The organism is Pseudomonas sp. V88_4, assembly GCF_029967985.1.
GTDB classification, from domain to species: domain Bacteria; phylum Pseudomonadota; class Gammaproteobacteria; order Pseudomonadales; family Pseudomonadaceae; genus Aquipseudomonas; species Aquipseudomonas glycinae.
In genome coordinates this window covers 317641-338766 of sequence record NZ_JASCAF010000034.1, presented here as the reverse complement: position 1 = coordinate 338766, position 21126 = coordinate 317641, and the positions used below count along the sequence as shown (strand labels likewise).

The 21126-nt window shown below is 60.7% G+C and carries 18 protein-coding genes; 12 read left to right on the top strand and 6 right to left on the bottom strand.

Translation table 11 applies throughout. The features are described from left to right. The first annotated feature begins 207 nt into the window (after positions 1-207). The 4 genes from QLG12_RS13125 (at position 208) to QLG12_RS13110 (ending at position 4989) form a co-directional block, all read left to right on the top strand. A complete protein-coding gene (locus QLG12_RS13125) occupies positions 208-690 on the top strand; it encodes a MarR family transcriptional regulator (RefSeq protein ID WP_011334990.1) in 483 nt (160 codons plus the stop codon). Next, positions 680-2149 (top strand): efflux transporter outer membrane subunit, encoded by a 1470-nt coding sequence (locus QLG12_RS13120; protein ID WP_282474651.1) that lies wholly within the window; start codon positions 680-682, stop codon positions 2147-2149. Before QLG12_RS13125 ends, QLG12_RS13120 begins: the two co-directional genes overlap by 11 nt. A gap of 15 nt (positions 2150-2164) precedes the next feature. Continuing rightward, positions 2165-3367, top strand: coding sequence for an efflux RND transporter periplasmic adaptor subunit (locus tag QLG12_RS13115; RefSeq protein ID WP_197867424.1), 1203 nt, complete (start codon positions 2165-2167; stop codon positions 3365-3367). A gap of 92 nt (positions 3368-3459) precedes the next feature. Continuing rightward, positions 3460-4989 carry a DHA2 family efflux MFS transporter permease subunit gene (locus QLG12_RS13110; protein WP_085703252.1) on the top strand — a complete coding sequence of 510 codons (1530 nt, stop codon included), beginning with the start codon at positions 3460-3462 and terminating at the stop codon, positions 4987-4989. A 57-nt stretch (positions 4990-5046) separates the two neighbouring features. Here the strand turns inward: QLG12_RS13110 and lpxH are convergent, their stop codons facing one another. Both lpxH and QLG12_RS13100 read right to left on the bottom strand, forming a co-directional pair. Beyond that, entirely contained in the window at positions 5047-5802 is a 756-nt protein-coding gene (gene lpxH / locus QLG12_RS13105; RefSeq protein ID WP_282474650.1) for a UDP-2,3-diacylglucosamine diphosphatase, read from the bottom strand. Continuing rightward, positions 5799-6305, bottom strand: coding sequence for a peptidylprolyl isomerase (locus tag QLG12_RS13100; RefSeq protein ID WP_197867426.1), 507 nt, complete (start codon positions 6303-6305; stop codon positions 5799-5801). The genes lpxH and QLG12_RS13100 overlap by 4 nt, the downstream gene beginning before the upstream one ends. 250 nt (positions 6306-6555) lie before the next feature. On the opposite strand from QLG12_RS13100, the gene QLG12_RS13095 reads away from it, so the two are divergent. Together QLG12_RS13095 and cysS are read left to right on the top strand one after the other, a co-directional pair. Continuing rightward, on the top strand, positions 6556-8256 hold the full coding sequence (locus QLG12_RS13095) for a glutamine--tRNA ligase/YqeY domain fusion protein (protein ID WP_197867427.1): 1701 nt from the start codon (positions 6556-6558) through the stop codon (positions 8254-8256). Positions 8257-8276: 20 nt separating this feature from the next. Continuing rightward, positions 8277-9659, top strand: a complete 1383-nt coding sequence (cysS, locus tag QLG12_RS13090; protein ID WP_282474649.1) for a cysteine--tRNA ligase — start codon at positions 8277-8279, stop codon at positions 9657-9659. Positions 9660-9923: 264 nt separating this feature from the next. On the opposite strand, the gene QLG12_RS13085 is transcribed toward cysS, so the two are convergent. Beyond that, positions 9924-11774 carry a sigma-54-dependent Fis family transcriptional regulator gene (locus tag QLG12_RS13085; RefSeq protein WP_197867428.1) on the bottom strand — a complete coding sequence of 617 codons (1851 nt, stop codon included), beginning with the start codon at positions 11772-11774 and terminating at the stop codon, positions 9924-9926. Between the two features lie 270 nt (positions 11775-12044). On the opposite strand from QLG12_RS13085, the gene QLG12_RS13080 reads away from it, so the two are divergent. The 6 genes from QLG12_RS13080 to QLG12_RS13055 are packed head-to-tail and all read left to right on the top strand — an operon-like array spanning position 12045 to position 17997. After that, complete coding sequence (locus QLG12_RS13080; RefSeq protein ID WP_007951489.1) at positions 12045-13139, top strand: ABC transporter ATP-binding protein; 1095 nt, start codon at positions 12045-12047, stop codon at positions 13137-13139. Beyond that, positions 13139-14251, top strand: coding sequence for an ABC transporter ATP-binding protein (locus QLG12_RS13075; protein WP_197867430.1), 1113 nt, complete (start codon positions 13139-13141; stop codon positions 14249-14251). Before QLG12_RS13080 ends, QLG12_RS13075 begins: the two co-directional genes overlap by 1 nt. Continuing rightward, on the top strand, positions 14248-15114 hold the full coding sequence (locus QLG12_RS13070; protein ID WP_007951487.1) for a sugar ABC transporter permease: 867 nt from the start codon (positions 14248-14250) through the stop codon (positions 15112-15114). Before QLG12_RS13075 ends, QLG12_RS13070 begins: the two co-directional genes overlap by 4 nt. A gap of 9 nt (positions 15115-15123) precedes the next feature. Beyond that, positions 15124-15924, top strand: coding sequence for a carbohydrate ABC transporter permease (locus QLG12_RS13065; protein WP_064380730.1), 801 nt, complete (start codon positions 15124-15126; stop codon positions 15922-15924). A gap of 10 nt (positions 15925-15934) precedes the next feature. Beyond that, positions 15935-16207, top strand: coding sequence for a DUF2160 domain-containing protein (locus QLG12_RS13060; protein ID WP_039767461.1), 273 nt, complete (start codon positions 15935-15937; stop codon positions 16205-16207). 47 nt (positions 16208-16254) lie between these two features. After that, on the top strand, positions 16255-17997 hold the full coding sequence (locus QLG12_RS13055) for an ABC transporter substrate-binding protein (protein WP_064380728.1): 1743 nt from the start codon (positions 16255-16257) through the stop codon (positions 17995-17997). A 43-nt stretch (positions 17998-18040) separates the two neighbouring features. Here the strand turns inward: QLG12_RS13055 and QLG12_RS13050 are convergent, their stop codons facing one another. The 3 genes from QLG12_RS13050 to QLG12_RS13040 are packed head-to-tail and all read right to left on the bottom strand — an operon-like array spanning position 18041 to position 21086. After that, positions 18041-18919, bottom strand: coding sequence for an alpha/beta fold hydrolase (locus QLG12_RS13050; protein ID WP_282474648.1), 879 nt, complete (start codon positions 18917-18919; stop codon positions 18041-18043). Further along, positions 18916-19866, bottom strand: a complete 951-nt coding sequence (locus QLG12_RS13045) for a class I SAM-dependent methyltransferase (protein ID WP_282474647.1) — start codon at positions 19864-19866, stop codon at positions 18916-18918. Before QLG12_RS13045 ends, QLG12_RS13050 begins: the two co-directional genes overlap by 4 nt. After that, positions 19863-21086, bottom strand: a complete 1224-nt coding sequence (locus tag QLG12_RS13040; protein ID WP_282474646.1) for a YcaO-like family protein — start codon at positions 21084-21086, stop codon at positions 19863-19865. The genes QLG12_RS13045 and QLG12_RS13040 overlap by 4 nt, the downstream gene beginning before the upstream one ends. Positions 21087-21126 lie beyond the last annotated feature (40 nt).

Sequence of the window (21126 nt, the reverse complement as noted above, 5' to 3'; positions counted from 1 at the left end):
TTTTCCGGGTTGTTTTTATCGCTGGCAAGCCACCTCCCACACGTATCTCCAGCCTGCATGTCAGCGATGACGCCCGCTTGACTGACGAAAAACCCAGTCCACTGGTCAACTAATTACAAAGCAACCTAACTATTACGTTGACATTCGCTGCCTAGGCAGTAACATCTCGACATACATTCACTGCCTAGGCAGTTATTAGGTGAGCACATGAAGCATTTCACCCCAGACGAATTCCAGCATTGCCATCTCGGCCTGTTGCTCGGCCGTGCCGCTTTACTCAAGGACAAGATCATCGACACCCACATGGAACCCCACGGCATTACTGCCGCGCAGTTCAAGGTGTTGATCATCATGGCCCAGTTCGGCGTCGACACCCCGGCCGAGCTGTGCCGGCATCTGTCGCTGGACAGCGGTTCGATGACCCGCATGCTCGATCGTCTGGAGCAGAAAGGTTTTCTGGTTCGCCAACGCAGCGAAGGCGATCGCCGTCAGGTGCAACTGAAACTCACCGAGCAGGGCCAGCAACTGGCCGATCGCCTGCCGCACATCGGTGCCGACGCCATGAACGAACTGGCCGGCGCCGTGACCCCGGACGAGTTGAAAACCCTGGAATACATCCTCAAGAAAATTTTGCTGGCAGCCGGTGACCCGATCACCATCCAGCGGTTAGGTGAACACAATGAGCGGTAAAACCTTGCGCAGCAGCCTGACACTGGTGCTGTCGGCGATGATTCTCGCCGGTTGCGCCAACTACAGTGGCCTCGATACCCATGGCGCCAGCCTCGATGCGAAAACCCTGCAGACCGGGCAATCGCTCAACGGCGTCACCCTGTCCCAGGCCGCCTGGCCGAAGAGCGACTGGTGGACCAGCCTCGGCGATCCGCAGCTCGACGGTCTGATCCGCGAAGCCCTGAAAGACAGCCCGGACATGCAGATCGCCGACGCCCGCGCCCACCAGGCCAGCGCCGCCGCGTACGCCGCCGATGCCGAGCGCTATCCGACCCTCGACGCCAGCGCCGGCATCAGCCGTTCGCGTCTGGCCCGGGATCAGGATCCGTTGGGGCAGGGTGGGGCTTACTCCACCGTGCGCAATATCAGCGCCGGTTTCAATTACAACTTCGACCTGTGGGGCGGTCAGCGTGATGCCTGGGAAGCCGCACTCGGCCAGGCCCGCGCCGCCGAAGTCGACCGTCAGGCCGCGCAACTGACCTTGGCTGCCGACGTGGCCCGGGCCTACAGCGATCTGGGTCAGGCGCACATTGTTTATGACCTGGCCAACGAAGACCTCAAACGCACCAAACAGATGCTCGACTTGAGCCAGCGTCGCCTCAGCTCCGGGATCGACAGCCAGTACCAGTTCCAGCAGACCCAAAGTCTGGAAGCCAGCTCCGAAGCCAGCCTGATCGACGCCGAAAAACGCCTGAACAGCGCGAAAATCGCCCTGGCCGTATTGCTCGGCAAAGGCCCGGATCGCGGCAACGAAATCGCTCGGCCGAAAGTCCTGCAAGCCAGCGCTGTCGCACTGCCCTCGGTGCTGCCGGCCGAACTGCTGGGCCGTCGCCCGGATCTGGTCGCCGCGCGCTGGCGTGTCGAGGCGGCGAGCAAGGACATCGACTCGGCCAAGACCCGCTTCTATCCCAACTTGAACCTGTCGGCTTCGGCCGGTGCCGAATCCTTGTTGGGGGACGCGATGTTCGGCTCCGCCAGTCGCTTCTTCAACATTGCCCCGACGATTTCGGTGCCGATCTTCGATGGCGGACGCTTGCGCGCCAACCTCGATGCCCGCGACGCCGATTACGACCTCGCCGTGGCGCAGTACAACAAAAGCCTGGTGAAAGCCCTGGGCGATGTCAGCGACACCATTAACCAGCTGCGTGACATCGGCCGGCAGATCGGCGCCCAGCAGCACGCGACCGAGATTGCCCGGGATTCTTACAACACCGTCGTCCAGCGTTACGGTTCCGGTATCGGCAACTACCTGGACGTGCTCAGCATCGAGCAGCAATTGCTGCAGGCCCAGCGTCAGTTGGCCAACCTGAATGCCGAGCAGATCGACCTGTCGATTCAACTGATGCAAGCGCTGGGCGGCGGCTTCCAGGGGCAAACCCTGACCGCAGCCAACGCCACCCCAGCCACGCCGCACAACTAATTCAAGGTACTTGTCATGGCCACTGCCGAAAACACACAAGCTCAAGACAACGCCCAGGACACTGGCAATCCGCGCAAACGCAAGGTGATGCTGCTGGTGCTGGCCGTTGTGGTTGCCCTCGCCGGTGCAGGCGTCTGGGCGTATCACGAATTCATCGGGCGCTGGAGCGAAAGCACCGACGACGCCTACGTCAACGGCAACGTGGTGGAAATCACGCCGCTGGTGACCGGCACCGTGGTCAGCATCGGTGCTGACGATGGCGATCTGGTGCATGAAGGCCAGGTGCTGATCAACTTTGACCCGAACGACGCCGAAGTCGGCCTGCAAAGTGCCAAGGCCAACCTGGCCCGCACCGTGCGTCAGGTGCGCGGCCTGTACAGCAACGTCGACGGCATGAAAGCCCAGGTCAATGCGCAACAGGCCGAAGTGCAAAAAGCCCAGGACAACTTCAACCGGCGGAAAAATCTCGCGGCCGGCGGGGCGATTTCCCAGGAAGAACTGTCCCACGCCCGCGATGACCTGACCTCGGCGCAAAATGCCCTGGCCAACGCCAAACAGCAGCTGAAAACCACCAGCGCGCTGGTCGATGACACCGTGGTCTCCTCGCACCCGGACGTGATGGCCGCCGCCGCGCAACTGCGTCAGGCCTACCTGACCAACGCTCGCAGCACCTTGATCGCACCGGTCACCGGTTACGTCGCCAAACGCACCGTGCAACTCGGCCAGCGTGTGCAGCCGGGCACCGCGCTGATGGCGGTGATCCCGCTGGATCAGTTGTGGATCGACGCCAACTTCAAGGAAACCCAGCTGCGTGACATGCGCATCGGCCAACCGGTGGAGATCGAGTCGGACATCTACGGCAGCGACGTCAAGTTCAACGGCACCGTCGACAGCCTTGGTGCCGGCACCGGCAGCGCGTTCGCCCTGTTGCCGGCGCAGAACGCCACCGGTAACTGGATCAAGATCGTGCAGCGTGTGCCGGTGCGGATTCACGTCAACGCCGAAGAGCTGGCCAAACACCCGCTGCGCGTCGGCCTGTCGACCAATGTCGAGGTCAATCTGCATGACCAGAGTGGCCCGGTACTGGCCCAGCAGCCGCCGCAAAAGGCCTCGTTCAGCACCAACGTCTACGACCGTCAACTGGCCGAAGCCGACGCGATGATCACCCAGTTGATCCACGACAACAGCGCCGCGGCCAGCAAGACCGCGCAACGCTGATCTCTTTCCCCCTGTGGGAGCGGGCTTGCTCCCACAAAGGGCGGCTGCGTCTGTAACAGACACGGCGCCAACCCGGCTTCATAGGATTCGCGATGAGCAATAACGCCTCTTTTTCGCCGCCCAGCCTGTTGCTCAGCACCATCGGTCTGTCGCTGGCGACTTTCATGCAGGTGCTCGACACCACCATCGCCAACGTGGCGCTGCCGACCATTTCCGGCAACCTCGGCGTGAGTTCGGAGCAGGGCACCTGGGTCATCACCTCGTTCGCCGTGAGCAACGCCATCGCGCTGCCACTCACTGGGTGGCTGAGCCGTCGCTTCGGCGAGGTAAAGCTGTTTCTGTGGGCGACCATTCTGTTTGTGCTGGCTTCGTTTCTCTGCGGTATTTCCACGTCGATGCCGGAACTGATCGGTTTTCGCGTGCTGCAAGGCCTGGTGGCGGGGCCTTTGTACCCGATGACCCAGACGCTGCTGATCGCGGTCTATCCACCAGCGAGGCGGGGCATGGCCCTGGCGTTGCTGGCGATGGTCACGGTGGTGGCGCCGATTGCCGGGCCGATCCTCGGCGGCTGGATCACTGACAGTTACAGCTGGCCGTGGATCTTCTTCATCAACGTGCCGATCGGGATCTTCGCCGTGATGGTGGTGCGCCAGCAGCTGGCCAAGCGCCCGGTGGTCACCAGCCGTCAGCCGATGGATTACGTCGGACTGATCACGCTGATCATCGGCGTGGGCGCGTTGCAGGTGATCCTCGACAAGGGCAATGACCTGGACTGGTTCGAGTCGAACTTCATCATCATCGGCGCGGCGATTTCGGTGATCGCGCTGGCGGTGTTCGTGATCTGGGAAATGACCGACCAGCATCCGGTGGTCAACCTGCGGCTGTTTGCCTATCGCAACTTCCGCATCGGCACGCTGGTGCTGGTATTGGGTTACGCCGGGTTCTTCGGCATCAACCTGATCCTGCCGCAGTGGTTGCAGACCCAGATGGGCTACACCGCGACCTGGGCCGGACTGGCGGTGGCGCCGATCGGTATTCTGCCGGTGCTGCTGTCACCGTTTGTCGGCAAGTACGCGCACAAGTTCGACCTGCGTCTGCTGGCGGGGCTGGCGTTTTTGGCGATCGGCCTGAGCTGCTTCATGCGCGCCGAATTCACCAACGAAGTGGACTTCCAGCACATCGCTCTGGTGCAGTTGTTCATGGGGATTGGGGTGGCGCTGTTCTTCATGCCGACCCTGAGCATTCTGATGTCGGACTTGCCGCCGAGCCAGATTGCCGATGGTGCGGGTCTGGCGACGTTCCTGCGGACATTGGGTGGCAGTTTTGCGGCGTCGTTGACTACGTGGATCTGGATTCGCCGGGCGGATCAGCATCATGCCTACATGAGCGAGAGCATCAGCACCTTCGAGCCAGCGACTCGCGAGACCTTGCATTCGCTGGGTGGCGCGAGCCAATCGGCCTATGCACAGATGGATCAGATCCTCACCAGCCAGGCTTACATGCTCTCCACCGTGGATTACTTCACGCTGCTGGGCTGGGGGTTTATGGGGTTGATTCTGATTGTGTGGCTGGCCAAGCCGCCGTTTGCTGCGAAGGCAGGCCCGGCCGCCAGCGGCCACTAAGTCAGGCAGATCGTTCCCATGCAGAGCGTGGGAGCGATCAACTAAGTCCGGGAACGATCAGACGGTGGCAGGGGCGGGTAGTGCAGGCGGTGGCGCAAAATCAAACGGCGCCAACGCAAACCCGTTCTCATCCACCTGCAACGCCCAACCCTGACGATCCCAATCCCCCAGCACGATCCGCTTCGCCGCTTGGTCGCCGATCTGCAATTTATGGATGGCCGGGCGATGGGTGTGACCGTGAACCAGGGTTTTCACCCCGTATTCCTGCATGATCCGCGGAATTTCCTCCGGCGTGACATCGACGATGTCATTGGCCTTCATCCGCGTCTGCGCCCGGCTTTCGCTGCGCAGCTTGCGCGCAAGCTTGTGGCGGGTGCGCAAGGGCAGGTTGCGCAGGATGAACAGGCTGAGCGGGTTGCGCAGGTAGCGGCGCAGCTTCATATAGGCTTCGTCGCGGGTGCACAGGCTGTCGCCGTGCATCAGCAATACCGGTTCGCCGTAAAACTGCACGACACTCGGATCATTCAACAGCGTGCAGCCGGCCTCTTTGCAGAAGGCCTTGCCGAGCATGAAGTCGCGATTGCCGTGCATCAGAAAAATGGCCGTGCCGCTGTCGCTCAAGTCGCGCAGGGCCTGGCAGATGGAACGCTGGAAGGGGGTCATGGCGTCGTCGCCAATCCATGCCTCGAAAAAGTCGCCCAGAATGTACAACGCACTCGCCGAACGGGCGCGTCCGGCGAGCAAATCCAGAAACGCCCGGGTAATGTCCGGGCGCTCCTCTTCCAGATGCAAGTCTGAAATCAGCAATATCACGCTTCGATGATCTCGGCTTTCTCGATGATCACGTCGTCTGCGGGTACGTCCTGGTGACCTGCCTTGGACGTGGTGGAAACGCCTTCGATCTTGTCGACAACGTCGGTGCCCGCAACCACTTTACCGAATACGGCATAACCCCAGCCCTGAGCGGTCTTGGCGGTGTGGTTCAGGAAGCTGTTGTCGGAGGCGTTGATGAAGAACTGCGCCGAAGCCGAATGCGGATCCATGGTACGGGCCATGGCGATGGTGTACTTGTCGTTCTTCAGACCGTTGTCGGCTTCGTTCTGGATGCTCGGGCTCTTGTCTTTCTTTTCTTTCATGCCTGGCTCGAAACCGCCGCCCTGGATCATGAAGCCTTTGATGACGCGGTGGAACACGACGTTCTCGTAGTGACCCTTTTTAACGTACTCGATGAAGTTGGCCACGGTGATCGGGGCTTTCTCGGCGTTCAGTTCGATGACGATGTCACCGTGGTTGGTGGTCAGTTTGACTTGAGTCATGATCGCTACTCTTTATAAGGAATTCGTGGTTTTGGAGCCTCAGGCCCCGCAACCGGTTCAGCCTGCTTCGGCCAAGGTGCGCAGTTTAGCGTGACAGGCGCGAATTTCGAGGCTGTTTTTCAAATCCCTGCGATTAAATACGCTCCTTTATAAGGCCTGCTCTGTCAGCCCCTTGACAGCATCGGCTATGATAGCGGCTTTGTTTTGTCTGGCCCCCTCTGCGGCCGCGCACATGTAAGTCAAGGATCCTATGAGCAAGCCCACTGTCGACCCTACCTCGAATGCCAAGTCCGGCCCTGCCGTGCCGGTCAATTTCCTGCGGCCGATCATCCAGGCAGACCTGGACTCGGGCAAGCACACGCAGATCGTCACCCGTTTCCCGCCTGAGCCCAACGGCTACCTGCACATCGGCCACGCCAAGTCGATCTGTGTGAACTTCGGCCTGGCCCAGGAGTTCGGCGGCGTCACTCACCTGCGTTTCGACGACACCAACCCGGCCAAGGAAGACCAGGAATACATCGACGCGATCGAAAGCGACGTCAAATGGCTGGGCTTCGAATGGTCCGGCGAAGTGCGCTACGCCTCGCAATACTTCGACCAGTTGCACGACTGGGCCGTTGAACTGATCAAGGCCGGCAAGGCCTACGTCGACGACCTGACGCCCGAGCAAGCCAAGGAATACCGCGGCAGCCTGACCGAGCCGGGCAAGAACAGCCCGTTCCGCGACCGTTCCGTGGAGGAGAACCTGGACTGGTTCGCCCGCATGCGCGCCGGCGAATTCCCGGACGGTGCCCGCGTGCTGCGCGCCAAGATCGACATGGCTTCGCCGAACATGAACCTGCGCGACCCGATCATGTACCGCATCCGCCACGCCCATCACCATCAGACCGGTGACAAGTGGTGCATCTACCCGAACTACGACTTCACCCACGGTCAGTCGGACGCCATCGAAGGCATCACCCACTCGATCTGCACCCTGGAGTTCGAAAGCCATCGTCCACTGTACGAGTGGTTCCTCGACGCACTGCCAGTGCCGGCGCGTCCGCGTCAGTACGAGTTCAGCCGCCTGAACCTCAACTACACCATCACCAGCAAGCGCAAGCTCAAGCAACTGGTTGACGAGAAACACGTCAACGGCTGGGACGATCCGCGCATGTCGACGCTGTCGGGCTTCCGCCGCCGTGGTTACACCCCGGCGTCGATCCGCAACTTCTGCGAGATGGTCGGCACCAACCGTTCCGACGGCGTGGTCGACTTCGGCATGCTCGAGTTCAGCATCCGTCAGGACCTGGACGCCAACGCCCCGCGCGCCATGTGCGTGCTGCGTCCGTTGAAAGTCGTGATCACCAACTACCCGGAAGATCAGGTCGAGAACCTCGAACTGCCGCGTCATCCGCAGAAAGAAGAACTCGGCGTGCGCCAGCTGCCGTTCGCCCGTGAAATCTACATCGACCGCGATGACTTCATGGAAGAGCCGCCAAAAGGCTACAAGCGCCTGGAGCCGAACGGCGAAGTGCGTCTGCGCGGCAGCTACGTGATCCGCGCCGACGAAGCGATCAAGGACGCCGACGGCAACATCGTCGAGCTGCGTTGCTCGTACGATCCGGACACCTTGGGCAAGAACCCTGAAGGCCGCAAGGTCAAGGGCGTGATCCACTGGGTCCCGGCCGCTGCCAGCGTCGAGTGCGAAGTGCGTCTGTACGATCGCCTGTTCCGTTCTCCGAACCCGGAGAAGGCCGAAGACAGCGCGAGTTTCCTGGACAACATCAACCCTGACTCACTGCAAGTGCTGACCGGTTGTCGTGCCGAGCCTTCGCTGGGCAATGCACAGCCGGAAGACCGTTTCCAGTTCGAGCGCGAAGGTTATTTCGTCGCGGATATCAAGGACTCGAAACCAGGTCAGCCGGTATTCAACCGTACCGTGACCCTGCGCGATTCGTGGGGCCAGTGATCAAGTCTTAAGGAAACACCGTGCTTACGATCTACAACACGCTCACCAAGAGCAAAGAAGTCTTCAAGCCGCTGGATGGCAACAAGGTGCGCATGTACGTCTGCGGGATGACCGTATACGACTACTGCCACCTGGGCCATGGCCGCAGCATGGTCGCGTTCGACCTGGTGACCCGCTGGTTGCGGTTCAGCGGTTATGACCTGACGTACGTGCGCAACATCACCGACATCGACGACAAGATCATCAACCGGGCCAACGAGAACGGCGAGTCGTTCGAAGCGTTGACCGAGCGCATGATCGCGGCGATGCACGAAGACGAAGCGCGCCTGAACATCCAGAAGCCGGACATGGAGCCGCGCGCCACGGATCACATCCCTGGCATGCACGCGATGATCCAGACCCTGATCGACAAGGGTTACGCCTACGCCCCGGGCAATGGCGACGTGTACTACCGCGTCGGCAAGTTCATGGGCTACGGCAAGCTGTCGCGCAAGAAGATCGAAGACCTGCGCATCGGTGCGCGGATCGAGGTCGACGAAGCCAAGGAAGATCCGCTGGACTTCGTGCTCTGGAAAGGCGTCAAGCCGGGCGAGCCGAGCTGGGAGTCGCCGTGGGGCGCCGGACGTCCGGGCTGGCACATCGAGTGCTCGGTGATGTCCACCTGCTGCCTGGGTGAGACGTTCGACATTCATGGCGGCGGCAGTGACCTTGAGTTCCCGCACCACGAAAACGAAATCGCCCAGAGCGAAGCGGCCACCGGCAAGACCTACGCCAACGCGTGGATGCATTGCGGCATGATCCGTATCAATGGCGAGAAGATGTCCAAGTCCTTGAACAACTTCTTCACCATTCGCGACGTGCTCGACAAGTACCACCCGGAAGTCGTGCGTTACCTGCTGGTGTCGAGCCACTACCGCAGCGCGATCAACTACTCGGAAGACAACCTCAAGGACGCCAAGGGCGCACTGGAGCGTTTCTACCACGCGTTGAAAGGCCTGCCGAATGTGGCGCCGGCCGGCGGCGAAGCCTTCGTCGAGCGTTTCACTACGGTGATGAACGACGACTTCGGCACGCCGGAAGCCTGCGCGGTGCTGTTCGAGATGGTCCGTGAGATCAACCGTCTGCGCGAGAGCGATCTCGATGCAGCGGCCGGTCTGGCGGCGCGTCTGAAAGAACTGGCCAGCGTGCTCGGTGTGTTGCAGCTCGAAGCCGATGATTTCCTGCAGGCCGGCGCCGAAGGGCGTGTCGATGCTACCGAAGTCGAGGCGCTGATCGCTGCGCGTCTGGCGGCACGTGCCGGCAAGGACTGGGCCGAATCCGACCGCATCCGCGACCAGCTCACCGCCATGGGCGTGGTGCTGGAAGACGGCAAGGGCGGCACGACCTGGCGTCTGGCTGACTGATTGCTGCGCCTGTTACAAACAAAACCCGCCTTGTGCGGGTTTTTGTTTGGCTGCGAGAAGAGCCCCTCACCCTAACCTTCTCCCAGAGGGAGAGGGGACTGAATGGGGGATATTCAAGAAATACGCCGACCTGAAAGGTTTTCTCCGAATCCATAATCGACGCAATCTCTCAGGTCGATGTAGAACGCCAGACACCTCGGTCGGCTCCCTCTCCTGGGGGAGAGGGCTGGGCGGGCGGCGTTCCGATGAGGGGAAGGGGTTTACTCAACCTTCAATCTGTCGCAAACGCTTGTATAGGGTATTGCGGCTCACCCCCAACCGCCGCGCCAGATGGGAAATATTGCCCCCGGCCAGTTGCAACTCCCGATTCAACGCCTCGGCATCGTTCAGATCGATGCCCAATGGCTCGGCCACCTCTACTGGCTCCATCTCCAGATCGACAAAAAAATCGTCCGGCAAATGCTCGGGCCGAATCGGTTGTTCCTCGGCCATCGCCAGCGCTACCTGCATCACGCTGCTGACCTGACGCAGATTGCCCGGCCACGGGTGCCGTTCAAACAGTTCCAGCACCTCGCGACTCAATCCCGCCCACTGCGACGGCTCGCGATGTTGTTCCCACAACCGTTTGAACAGCGCCTGCTTGTCGCTGCGCTCGCGAAGCGGTGGCAATTCCAGAGTCAAGCCGCCAATGCGGTAGTACAAGTCTTCGCGAAAACGCCCCAGTTGCACCTGTTCCCGGAGCGAACGGTTGGTGGCTGAGATGATCCGCAGATCCACCGGAAACAGCTCGCTGCTGCCCACCGGTTGCACGCAGCGCTCCTGCAACACTCGCAACAGGCGGGCCTGGGTCGGCAGTGGCATGTCGCCGATTTCATCGAGGAACAGCGTGCCTTTGTCGGCCTTGCGGATCAGGCCGATGCTGCCTTTCTGGTTGGCGCCGGTGAATGCGCCTTTCTCGTAGCCGAACAGCTCCGACTCCACCAGTTCGGCGGGGATCGCCGCGCAGTTGACGGCGATGAACGCCTGTTTGCTGCGGGAGCTGGCCTGGTGCAAGGCCTTGACGAAGACTTCCTTGCCGACCCCGGTTTCCCCGTGAATCAGCAGCGGGATGTCTTTTTCCAGCAGGCGTTCGGCCTGGCGCACGGCTTTTTCCACGCGGCTGTCGCCGAAGTGCAGAGTACTCAGGCTGATGGCCGTCGGTACGGTGACTTTCGGTTCAGCGGCTCTGGTTTCAGTGAACACTCGCGCCTGAACCGGCGCCTGTTTAGGTCTTTTCAACAAACACTGGAAACGATTGCGCCCGGAAGTCTGCAAGGCAAACGGCAACCCATCCGGCTGATTGATCAACTCCAGCAACGACACCTTGAACAGGCTCTCAACGCTGACCCGCGACAAGCGCAGACCCAGCAAATTGTCGGCCCGACGGTTGGCCGACAACACCTGACCGCTCTCATCAAAGATCAGCAGCCCGGCCCACTGGCTGTCGAGGTTGTTCAACCCGGTGTTGAAGGTCAGTTGAAAGTGCTGGCCATGGAACAGGTTGAGGATCAGCCGGTTTTCCACGGTCTGGCTCATCATCTTGACCATGCCGAGGGTGTGCGAGGGCGGCAGATAACTGTCGCTGGACACATCGAGTACGGCGATGACCTTGCGTTCGGCATCGAAAATCGGCGCGGCGGAACCGGTCATGAATCGGTTGGCCTTGAGAAAGTGTTCATCGTGCTCGATGTGTACCGCCTGCTCGCAGGCCAGCGCCGTGCCGATGGCGTTGGTGCCGCTGGCGCGCTCGACCCAACTGGCGCCGGCCTGAAAACCGCGCGCCAGATTCGGCTCGATAAAGCGCTGTGTACCCCAGGACGTCAGCACCTGGCCCTGATTGTCGGCCAGCATGATCAGGCAGTTGGAGTTGCTCAGGATGTTTTCGTAATACGGCAGCACTTCCTGGTGAGTGGTCTGCACCAGCGAATGATGGCGGTCGAGCAACTGCGCGATGCCGGCAGCGGGCAACTGATCGAAAGCCGGGGCGCTTTGATGATTGAGACCGAAGGCGCGGCAACGGGACCAGGAGTCCTGGACGATCGCATCGTGGGAAAGCGGCGGGGCAGGTGCGGCCATGATTGGCAGTCTCTGAAGGGTGCTTTGTTGTTTTTGTTATGGCTCGTTCGACGAGCAAAAAGCATCCATAGAGTGTTGTTCACGATTGTTCATTGTCAATCGCCCGACTGTTCAATTGTTCATTCGTAACTGTTCATTTGTGTTCAGCTACGAACCACGGTTTGCGTGGCTTGCAGCGAATTCGACGGTAAATCAAAGACTTGCCGTTTCTGGCACGAATGTCGCTCTACAGCACAGGTCGCTTGACTCCAATAATAAAAAGGCCGAGCCATGTCACTCACCCTGGAGCACGTCAGCCGTACCGTCGAGGGCCAGACCTGGATCGACGATGCGAGCCTGAAATTCGAACCTGGATCCTTCAACGTTCTGCTCGGGCGCACGCTGTCCGGCAAGACCAGTCTGATGCGCCTGATGGCCGGTCTGGACAAGCCCGACAGCGGTCGCATTCTGATGAACGGCGTCGACGTCACCCAGCGCCCGGTGCGTTTGCGCAACGTGTCGATGGTCTATCAGCAATTCATCAATTACCCGACCATGACGGTGTTTGAGAACATCGCCTCGCCGCTGCGTCAGGCTGGGATCTCCAACGAGCAGATCCAGAGCAAGGTGCAGGAAACCGCGAAGATGCTGCGCATCGAGAAATTCCTGAAGCGCTATCCGCTGGAACTGTCCGGTGGCCAGCAGCAGCGCACCGCGATGGCGCGGGCGCTGGTCAAGGATGCCGAGTTGATCCTGTTCGACGAGCCGCTGGTCAACCTCGACTACAAACTGCGTGAAGAGCTGCGCCAGGAAATGCGCGAGCTGTTCAAGGCGCGCCACACCATCGCCATCTACGCCACCACCGAGCCCAATGAAGCGCTGGCGCTGGGCGGCACCACCACCATTCTTCATGAAGGCCGAGTGATCCAGAGCGGCCCTTCGACCGAGGTCTATCACCAGCCGCAAACGGTGCTGGCCGCCGAATTGTTCTCCGAGCCACCGATCAACCTGATGCCGGGGCGCATCGCCGGCAACGAAGTGAGCTTCGCCAACTTCGTGCACTTCCCGTTGAACGTCGATCTGCGGCCGGTGGGCGAGGGCGAGTTCCGTTTCGGCGTGCGTCCGAGCCACATCTCGCTGGTGCCGAGCAACGACGACGACCTGGAACTGGCGGTGACCGTCGAGGTGGCGGAGATCAGCGGTTCGGAAACCTTCCTCCACGTGCGCAACGAGCATTTCCTGCTGGTGCTGCACTTGCCCGGCGTTCATGAATACGACGTCGATGCGCCGATCCGTATCTATATCCCGACCCATAAACTGTTTGTGTTCGATGCGCAGGGCCGTCTGGTGCAGGCACCGGGCCGGCGTGTCGCGAGGGTTGCCTGATGGCTGAAATCCGTTTGCAGCACCTCGCCCACAGCTACAGCAAAACCCCGAGCGGGCCCGAGGATTACGCGATCCGCGAGATGGACCACATCTGGGAGCAGGGCGGCGCTTATGCCTTGCTCGGCCCTTCGGGCTGCGGCAAGTCGACCTTGCTCAACATCATTTCCGGCCTGCTCAGCCCATCTCAGGGGCATGTGTTGTTCGACGGCAAAGCGGTCAACGACCTCACCCCGGAGAAGCGCAACATCGCCCAGGTGTTCCAGTTCCCGGTGGTGTACGACACCATGACCGTGTTCGACAACCTGGCCTTTCCCCTGCGAAATCAGGGCCTGGCCGAGGCGAAAGTGCACAGCAAGGTGCAGGAAATCGCCGAAGTGCTCGACCTGCAAAACCTGCTGAGCAAAAAGGCGCGCAACCTCACCGCCGACGAAAAACAGAAAGTCTCCATGGGCCGTGGTCTGGTGCGCGATGACGTCTCGGCGATTCTGTTCGACGAGCCGCTGACGGTGATCGACCCGCACCTGAAATGGAAACTGCGGCGCAAGCTCAAGCAGATCCACGAGCAGTTCAACATCACCATGGTCTACGTCACCCACGATCAGCTGGAGGCCTCGACCTTCGCCGACAAGATCGCGGTGATGTACGGCGGCCAGATCGTCCAGTTCGGCACGCCACGGGAATTGTTCGAGCGTCCGAGCCACACCTTTGTCGGCTACTTCATCGGCAGCCCGGGGATGAACCTGATCGAAGTGCAGCCGCAACCGGGCGGGGTCGGTTTCAACTCGACCCATCTGCCGCTGTCCGACGGCTTGCAGCGCCATATCGAACACGGCCAGTGGAAAAATCTGAAGGTCGGCATCCGTCCCGAGTTCATCCATGTGTGGGACGAGCCGTTCGATGACGCGATGCAGGCGCGGGTCGTACACGTCGAAGACCTCGGCACCTACAAGATCATGACCCTGGATCTGGACGGCGCACAGCTGAAAGTGCGTCTTGCCGAGGACAAACCGGTGCCGCAGGGCACGGCCTACATCAGTTTTCCGGCGCAATGGCTGATGGTCTATGCCGACGAATTTCTGCTGGATACCACCGACAGCGAGGTACAGCCATGAACAAGGTGCAGAACAACAAGGCCTGGTGGCTGGTGTTGCCGGTATTCCTGCTGGTGGCCTTCAGTGCGGTGATTCCGATGATGACCGTGGTCAACTATTCGGTGCAGGACATCTTCGACCAGTCCAGCCGCTACTTCGTCGGCGCCGACTGGTACAAACAAGTGCTGCTTGACCCGCGCCTGCACGATTCGCTGCTGCGCCAGTTCATCTACTCGGCGTGTGTGCTGCTGATCGAAATCCCCCTCGGCATCGCCATTGCGCTGACCATGCCGACCAAGGGTCGCTGGTCGTCGGTGGTACTGATCGTGCTGGCGATCCCGCTGCTGATTCCATGGAACGTGGTCGGCACCATCTGGCAGATTTTCGGCCGCGCCGACATCGGCCTGCTCGGGTCGAGCCTCAACGCCATGGGCATCAGCTACAACTACGCGGCCAACACCATGGATGCCTGGGTCACGGTGCTGGTGATGGACGTCTGGCACTGGACTTCGCTGGTGGCGCTGCTGTGTTTCTCCGGCCTGCGGGCGATTCCCGATGTGTATTACCAGGCCGCGCGCATCGACCGGGCCTCAGCCTGGGCCGTGTTCCGGCACATCCAGTTGCCCAAGTTGAAAAGCGTGCTGCTGATCGCGGTGATGCTGCGCTTCATGGACAGCTTCATGATCTACACCGAGCCATTCGTGCTCACCGGTGGCGGGCCGGGTAACTCGACGACCTTCCTCAGTCAGACCCTGACCCAGATGGCCGTAGGCCAATTCGACCTGGGGCCGGCGGCGGCATTCTCGCTGGTGTACTTCCTGATCATCCTGCTGGTGTCCTGGCTGTTCTACACCGCCATGACCCACAACGATGCCAACCGCTGAGGCCCGGCCATGAGCAAAAGAAAGCTGATCCCACTGCTGCTCTACATCCTGTTCCTGCTGGTGCCGATCTACTGGCTGCTGAACATGTCTTTCAAGAGCAACACCGAAATCCTCGGCGGGCTGACCCTTTTCCCACAGGATTTCACGCTGGCGAACTACAAGGTGATCTTCACCGACCCGAGCTGGTATACCGGCTATATCAACTCGCTGTACTACGTCAGTTTGAACACGGTGATTTCCCTGAGCGTGGCGCTGCCGGCGGCGTATGCCTTTTCGCGCTACCGCTTTCTCGGTGACAAGCACCTGTTCTTCTGGCTGCTGACCAACCGCATGGCGCCGCCGGCGGTGTTCCTGCTGCCGTTCTTCCAGCTGTATTCGTCGATCGGCCTGTTCGACACCCACATCGCCGTGGCGCTGGCGCACTGCCTGTTCAACGTGCCGCTGGCGGTGTGGATCCTCGAAGGTTTCATGTCCGGGGTGCCGAAGGAAATCGACGAAACCGCCTACATCGACGGCTACAGCTTTCCCAAGTTCTTCGTGAAGATCTTCATTCCGCTGATCGGCTCCGGCATCGGCGTGACGGCGTTTTTCTGCTTCATGTTTTCCTGGGTCGAACTGCTGCTGGCACGCACCCTGACTTCGGTGAACGCCAAACCGATCGCGGCGGTGATGACGCGCACGGTGTCGGCATCCGGGATTGACTGGGGCGTACTGGCGGCGGCGGGGGTGTTGACTATTCTCCCCGGCATGCTGGTGATCTGGTTCGTTCGCAACCACGTGGCCAAGGGCTTTGCCCTGGGCCGGGTCTGAGGAACTGATGATGGAATGGATGAGCTGGACCGTCCCGACGGCGGCGTTTTTCATCGTGATCGGGTTGATCCTGGTGGGCATGACCACCTGGGAATTGCGCTCGCCGAGCATCTTGCGGCGAGGGTTTCTGCCGATTGCCACCACCCGTGGCGATCGCTTGTTCATCGGTCTTCTCGGCAGCGCCTACCTGCATCTGCTGGTAATCGGCGTGACCGACTGGAGCATCTGGGTAGCGTCCGCGTTGTCCCTGGTGTGGCTGTTGGCTGTGATGCGTTGGGGCTAGTCGAATCGCTCGGCAATCGTGCTCCGAAAACCTAACAGGAGGTCTCTATGTTCGATAAGAAAAATAAGCTGCGACATAGCATTTCATTGGCAGCCATGCTGGCACTCAGCGGTTTGAGCGCGTCCGCCTGGGCCGACGCCTACGAAGATGCCGCAAAAAAATGGATCGGCAGCGAGTTCAAACCGTCGACCCTGACGGCAGATCAGCAGCTCGAAGAACTGAAGTGGTTCATCAAGGCGGCCGAGCCGTTTCGCGGGATGGACATCAAGGTGGTTTCGGAAACCCTGACCACCCACGAATATGAATCCAAGGTGCTGGCCAAGGCCTTCAGCGAAATCACCGGCATCAAGCTGACCCACGACCTGCTGCAGGAAGGCGACGTCGTGGAAAAAATGCAGACGGTGATGCAGTCGGACAAGAACATCTACGACGGTTGGGTCAACGACTCGGACCTGATCGGTACGCACTTTCGCTACGGCAAGACCGAATCGATCACCGACCTGATGGCCAACGAAGGCAAGAACTTCACCTCGCCGACCCTCGACATCAAGGATTTCATCGGCATCTCCTTCACCACCGCGCCGGACGGCAAGATCTATCAATTGCCCGACCAGCAGTTCGCCAACCTGTACTGGTTCCGCGCCGACTGGTTCGAACGCGCCGACCTGAAAGCCAAGTTCAAGGAAAAGTACGGCTATGAACTGGGCGTACCGGTGAACTGGTCGGCCTATGAAGACATCGCCAAGTTCTTCAGCGAAGACGTCAAGGAGATCGACGGCAAACGCATCTACGGGCACATGGACTACGGCAAGAAAGACCCGTCCCTGGGCTGGCGCTTCACCGATGCCTGGTTCTCCATGGCCGGTGGCGGCGACAAGGGCATTCCCAACGGTTTGCCGGTGGACGAGTGGGGGATTCGCGTCGAGGATTGCCACCCGGTCGGCTCCAGCGTGACCCGCGGCGGCGACACCAACGGTCCGGCGGCGGTGTTCGCCACCACCAAATATGTCGACTGGCTGAAGAAGTACGCGCCACCGGAAGCGGCGGGCATGACCTTCTCCGAGTCCGGCCCGGTGCCGTCCCAGGGCAACATCGCCCAGCAGATCTTCTGGTACACCGCATTCACCGCCGACATGACCAAACCGGGCCTGCCGGTGGTCAACGCCGACGGCACGCCGAAATGGCGCATGGCGCCGTCGCCGCGCGGACCGTACTGGGAAGAGGGGATGAAACTCGGTTATCAGGACGTGGGCTCGTGGACCTTCATGAAATCCACGCCTGAGAAACAGAAACTCGCGGCCTGGCTGTACGCGCAGTTCGTGACCTCGAAAACCGTTTCGTTGAAGAAAACCATCGTCGGCCTGACGCCGATTCGTGAATCGGACATCAACTCGCAAGCCATGACCGATCTGGCGCCGAAACTCGGTGGTCTGGTCGAGTTCTACCGCAGCCCGGCCCGTGTGCAGTGGACCCCGACCGGCACCAACGTGCCGGATTATCCACGCCTGGCACAGCTGTGGTGGAGCCACATCGCCGAGGCCGCCAGCGGCGAGAAGACCCCGCAACAGGCCCTCGACGGTCTGGCCAAGGATCAGGACGCGATCATGACTCGCCTGGAGCGCTCCAAGGCGCAGGCCGTGTGCGCTCCGAAAATGAACCCCGAGCGCGACGCGCAATACTGGTTCGACCAGCCAGGCGCACCAAAACCGAAACTGGCTAACGAGAAGCCGAAAGGCGAAACCGTGAGCTACAACGAACTGCTCAAGTCGTGGGAGGCGGCACGCAAATAAGGTTTTTTGCGGGACGGAACGGCACCTTCGGGTGCCGTTTTTTTTAGCCTTCGATTTCACGTTTCACCGCCCGGCGTACCGCTTTGAGGAGGGCGTTTTCAAAGGCGTTGTGCCCGGCGTGCAGCAGCCGGCAGTGGATGTTCATGCGTTGCCTGAGCCAGCGCACGCTGGCCATGCCATGGGTGTCGCGGATGCCCTGGATCAGCAGGGTGTTGTCGTCGAGGGTCAGGTATTCGTCCTTTGGTGTGAAGAAATAGTTTTGCAGGTGGTAATGCAGTTCGAGGCGGATCGCGAGCACCGCTTCATGATCGACGAAACGCTCCAGGGTGTCGGGGCAAATGGTCTGTCCTGTGCGACGTAGAACAGCGTTCAACCATTCGATGGCGGCGCGGTGCTGCTGCGATGGACAGCCTTCGCCGAGGATCCGGTAGATGTCCCTGGCGCGTTGGCCGGGCGACATTTGAGCTGATTGCGCCAACCCGTCATTGAGCGCCTGATCGTAGGCCCGGACATTGCCGGCAAACGGCACGAACACCGAAACCAATGTGCTTTTCAGTAGGTGCTGCGGGTAACGCTGTTGGTACTGGATCGCCAGCCAACTACCCCATGACACGCCCAGCACGCTGATTTTTTCGAAGCCGAAATGCTGGCGCAGGGCATCGATGTCTTCGACACACAGCCCGGTAGTGTTGTCCCGCAGTTCGCCGTAAGGCGTCGAGCGCCCGCAACCCCGTTGATCGAACAGGATGATGTCGAACCGGCCCTGGTCGAAGAACTGCAAATGGTGGCGGCTGAAACGTCCGCCGGGGCCGCCATGGAGGAAAAACACCGGTTCGAGTCCCGGAACACCATGGCGTTCCCAATAGAGTTGATGGCCGTCGCCGGTCGGGTAATAACCTCGGCTGTGCAGGGAAAAACTCATGGCGCCGAAACCGTCAGACGATAGAACTGGAACAGCTCGACCTGCCCCGGCCGCGCCGCGACGCTGGATTCAAGTTTCAGGTGGTGTATGGAGGCAAGCCAGGTGACCGGAATCAGCACCGGGGTGTGACCGAAGACGAGGATCGTGCCGCCGGGCTTGATGCAGCGGATCAGTGACTCAAATGCGGTTTGGGCCTCACGGCGGGTCAAGACTTCGGCGTTGAGGAAACGCAGGATCAAGACATCGCAGCGAATCCCGGTATCGAAGGCTTCACTCGCCTCCAGCAGGTCGAACTCGACGGATGTTCCGCTGTGCCAGCGCCTGGCGTATTCGATCATCGAGGCCGAACGATCACTGCCCAGGCACAGACAGTCGGGCAGGGCGCGGGCGAGGTGGGCGATGAACGCGCCGGTCGAACAGGCCGGGTCGTAAATCAGTGCGCCTTTTTCGGTGATGGCCTGGAGCAGCGCGGCGCAGTATTCGCGCAAGTGCTGCTCGTCAGTGTTCAGCTGTTCGGCCAGTGATGCGTTGCATTGCCAGAAGTCTGCCGGGCAGACCGCTTCCCTCCCTGTCTCATCCAGCAGTGGAAAGGGAAACAGGATCTCGCTGTCAGCCTGATGCAAGGCGTGCTCGAAGAACTGCGCTTTCTCTGTGGGGGAAGCGGTCCGATAGCCGATCGACAACCCGTCATCACCCCACAATGAATGCAGATGCGGGCCAAACAACATACCGGGTTTGAGCGCGCTGCCGGCCTGCCAGCGGAAATGCCGGTCACGTTGCAGAAGCTTGCGTCCAACCCAGAGCTCATCGTTCACCCGCAGGAAAAAAACGTGATGCAGTCCGCTGCCTCGCGGTTCGAGGTAGTGACCAACAGCGCCGTTCTCGTTGAGGTAAAGGCGCATGGATCGGGCCAGTGTCCGCTCCCGATTGCGATCGGGTCGGTTCATGGGGCGGGCCTCTCCAGCGTACGGCCCCGGGCTTGCGGGACGACGACGTTACCACTGGAGACCACGAAGAAGCGTTCCAGTCCGGGGATCACCACGTTGAGCAGGGTGGTGCCGAGCTCGGTTCGCTGCAGGAGCGCTGCACCCAGCGTACGGCCATGAATCCGCAGGTCTTGGGTCAGCAAGTGCAGTTGATTGTCCACCGACAGGTCTTTAGCGGAATCCGGCAGATTGACTTCGTGTTGAACGCAGCGATGCAGCAGCGTCTGCGGATCGAACTGCGCACAGCGCAGCAGGCGCGGGAAGGGTTGCAGGTTGCGCAGCGCATTGGCCAGTGTCTGGCGGTATTCAGGTTCGGCGGCACTCAGTTGCAACTGCACCAGTTCAGTGAGCGCCCGCCACGCAGCATGGCGCGGGTCGAGAGAGCTGCCGCTGCCGAATACCTGTGGGTTAGAGCCCGGCTTCGTGGTGAAGGCCAGAAAGGTCCGCACCTTGAACTCTGTACTGATATCCACCAGCACGATTTCGCCGTCGATTTCCTGTTCGGCATCGGTCCATAGACGACCGAGTTCGTCCTTTTCCGTGAGACGCGCCACCCGTCGCAGTGGCGGATGGTTCTGATAGTAAAAATGGTTGAGCAGAAACAACGACACGGCATCGCGTTCGATACACTCGTTGGCGGCGTGCAGCAGCGCTTCGTTGTAAGTGGCGCCAATCGCGGTGCCGCTGTTGCTGGCGTAGCGCCGCACGGCGCGGTAGTCCGCCATGCCCGGTGACGGGGGCAAACGTGAACCGTTCGGCGAAGTCAGCGCCACCGGATAGGAAAACCGCTCTTGCCACGGCGGACAGACATAGGTCCGGCAACTGATGCGCACGTTCTGCTGGCAGGTGAGCCTTTGCAGAAGCGAGTCATCGGCAAACATCGGCGTGTCTTTGAAATAGCGTTCCGTCTCTTCGTGAACATCGCAGGTGCAGAGCTTATCCGTCCAATAGTGCTCGAGCGCTTCATAAAGCGCGCCCAAGTGCGCCTGATCTGCATAGCCCTTGCCAAAGCCGCGGGCATGGCGGTTGTCGCTGCCCTGAAGACTCGCCTGGACGGCAACGACTTTGCTGCCGAAGGTGCGGGTGTGTGGCGTGAGGCGCTGGCGTGAAAGTTCGGTATGAATACGCCGTTCTGCCTGATCGGCCGTGAGCTCTCGCTCGACCAACGTTGTCTTGTCCATGATTCCCTTCCCGCAAAGCCCGCGAGGGCGCAAGGCCCCC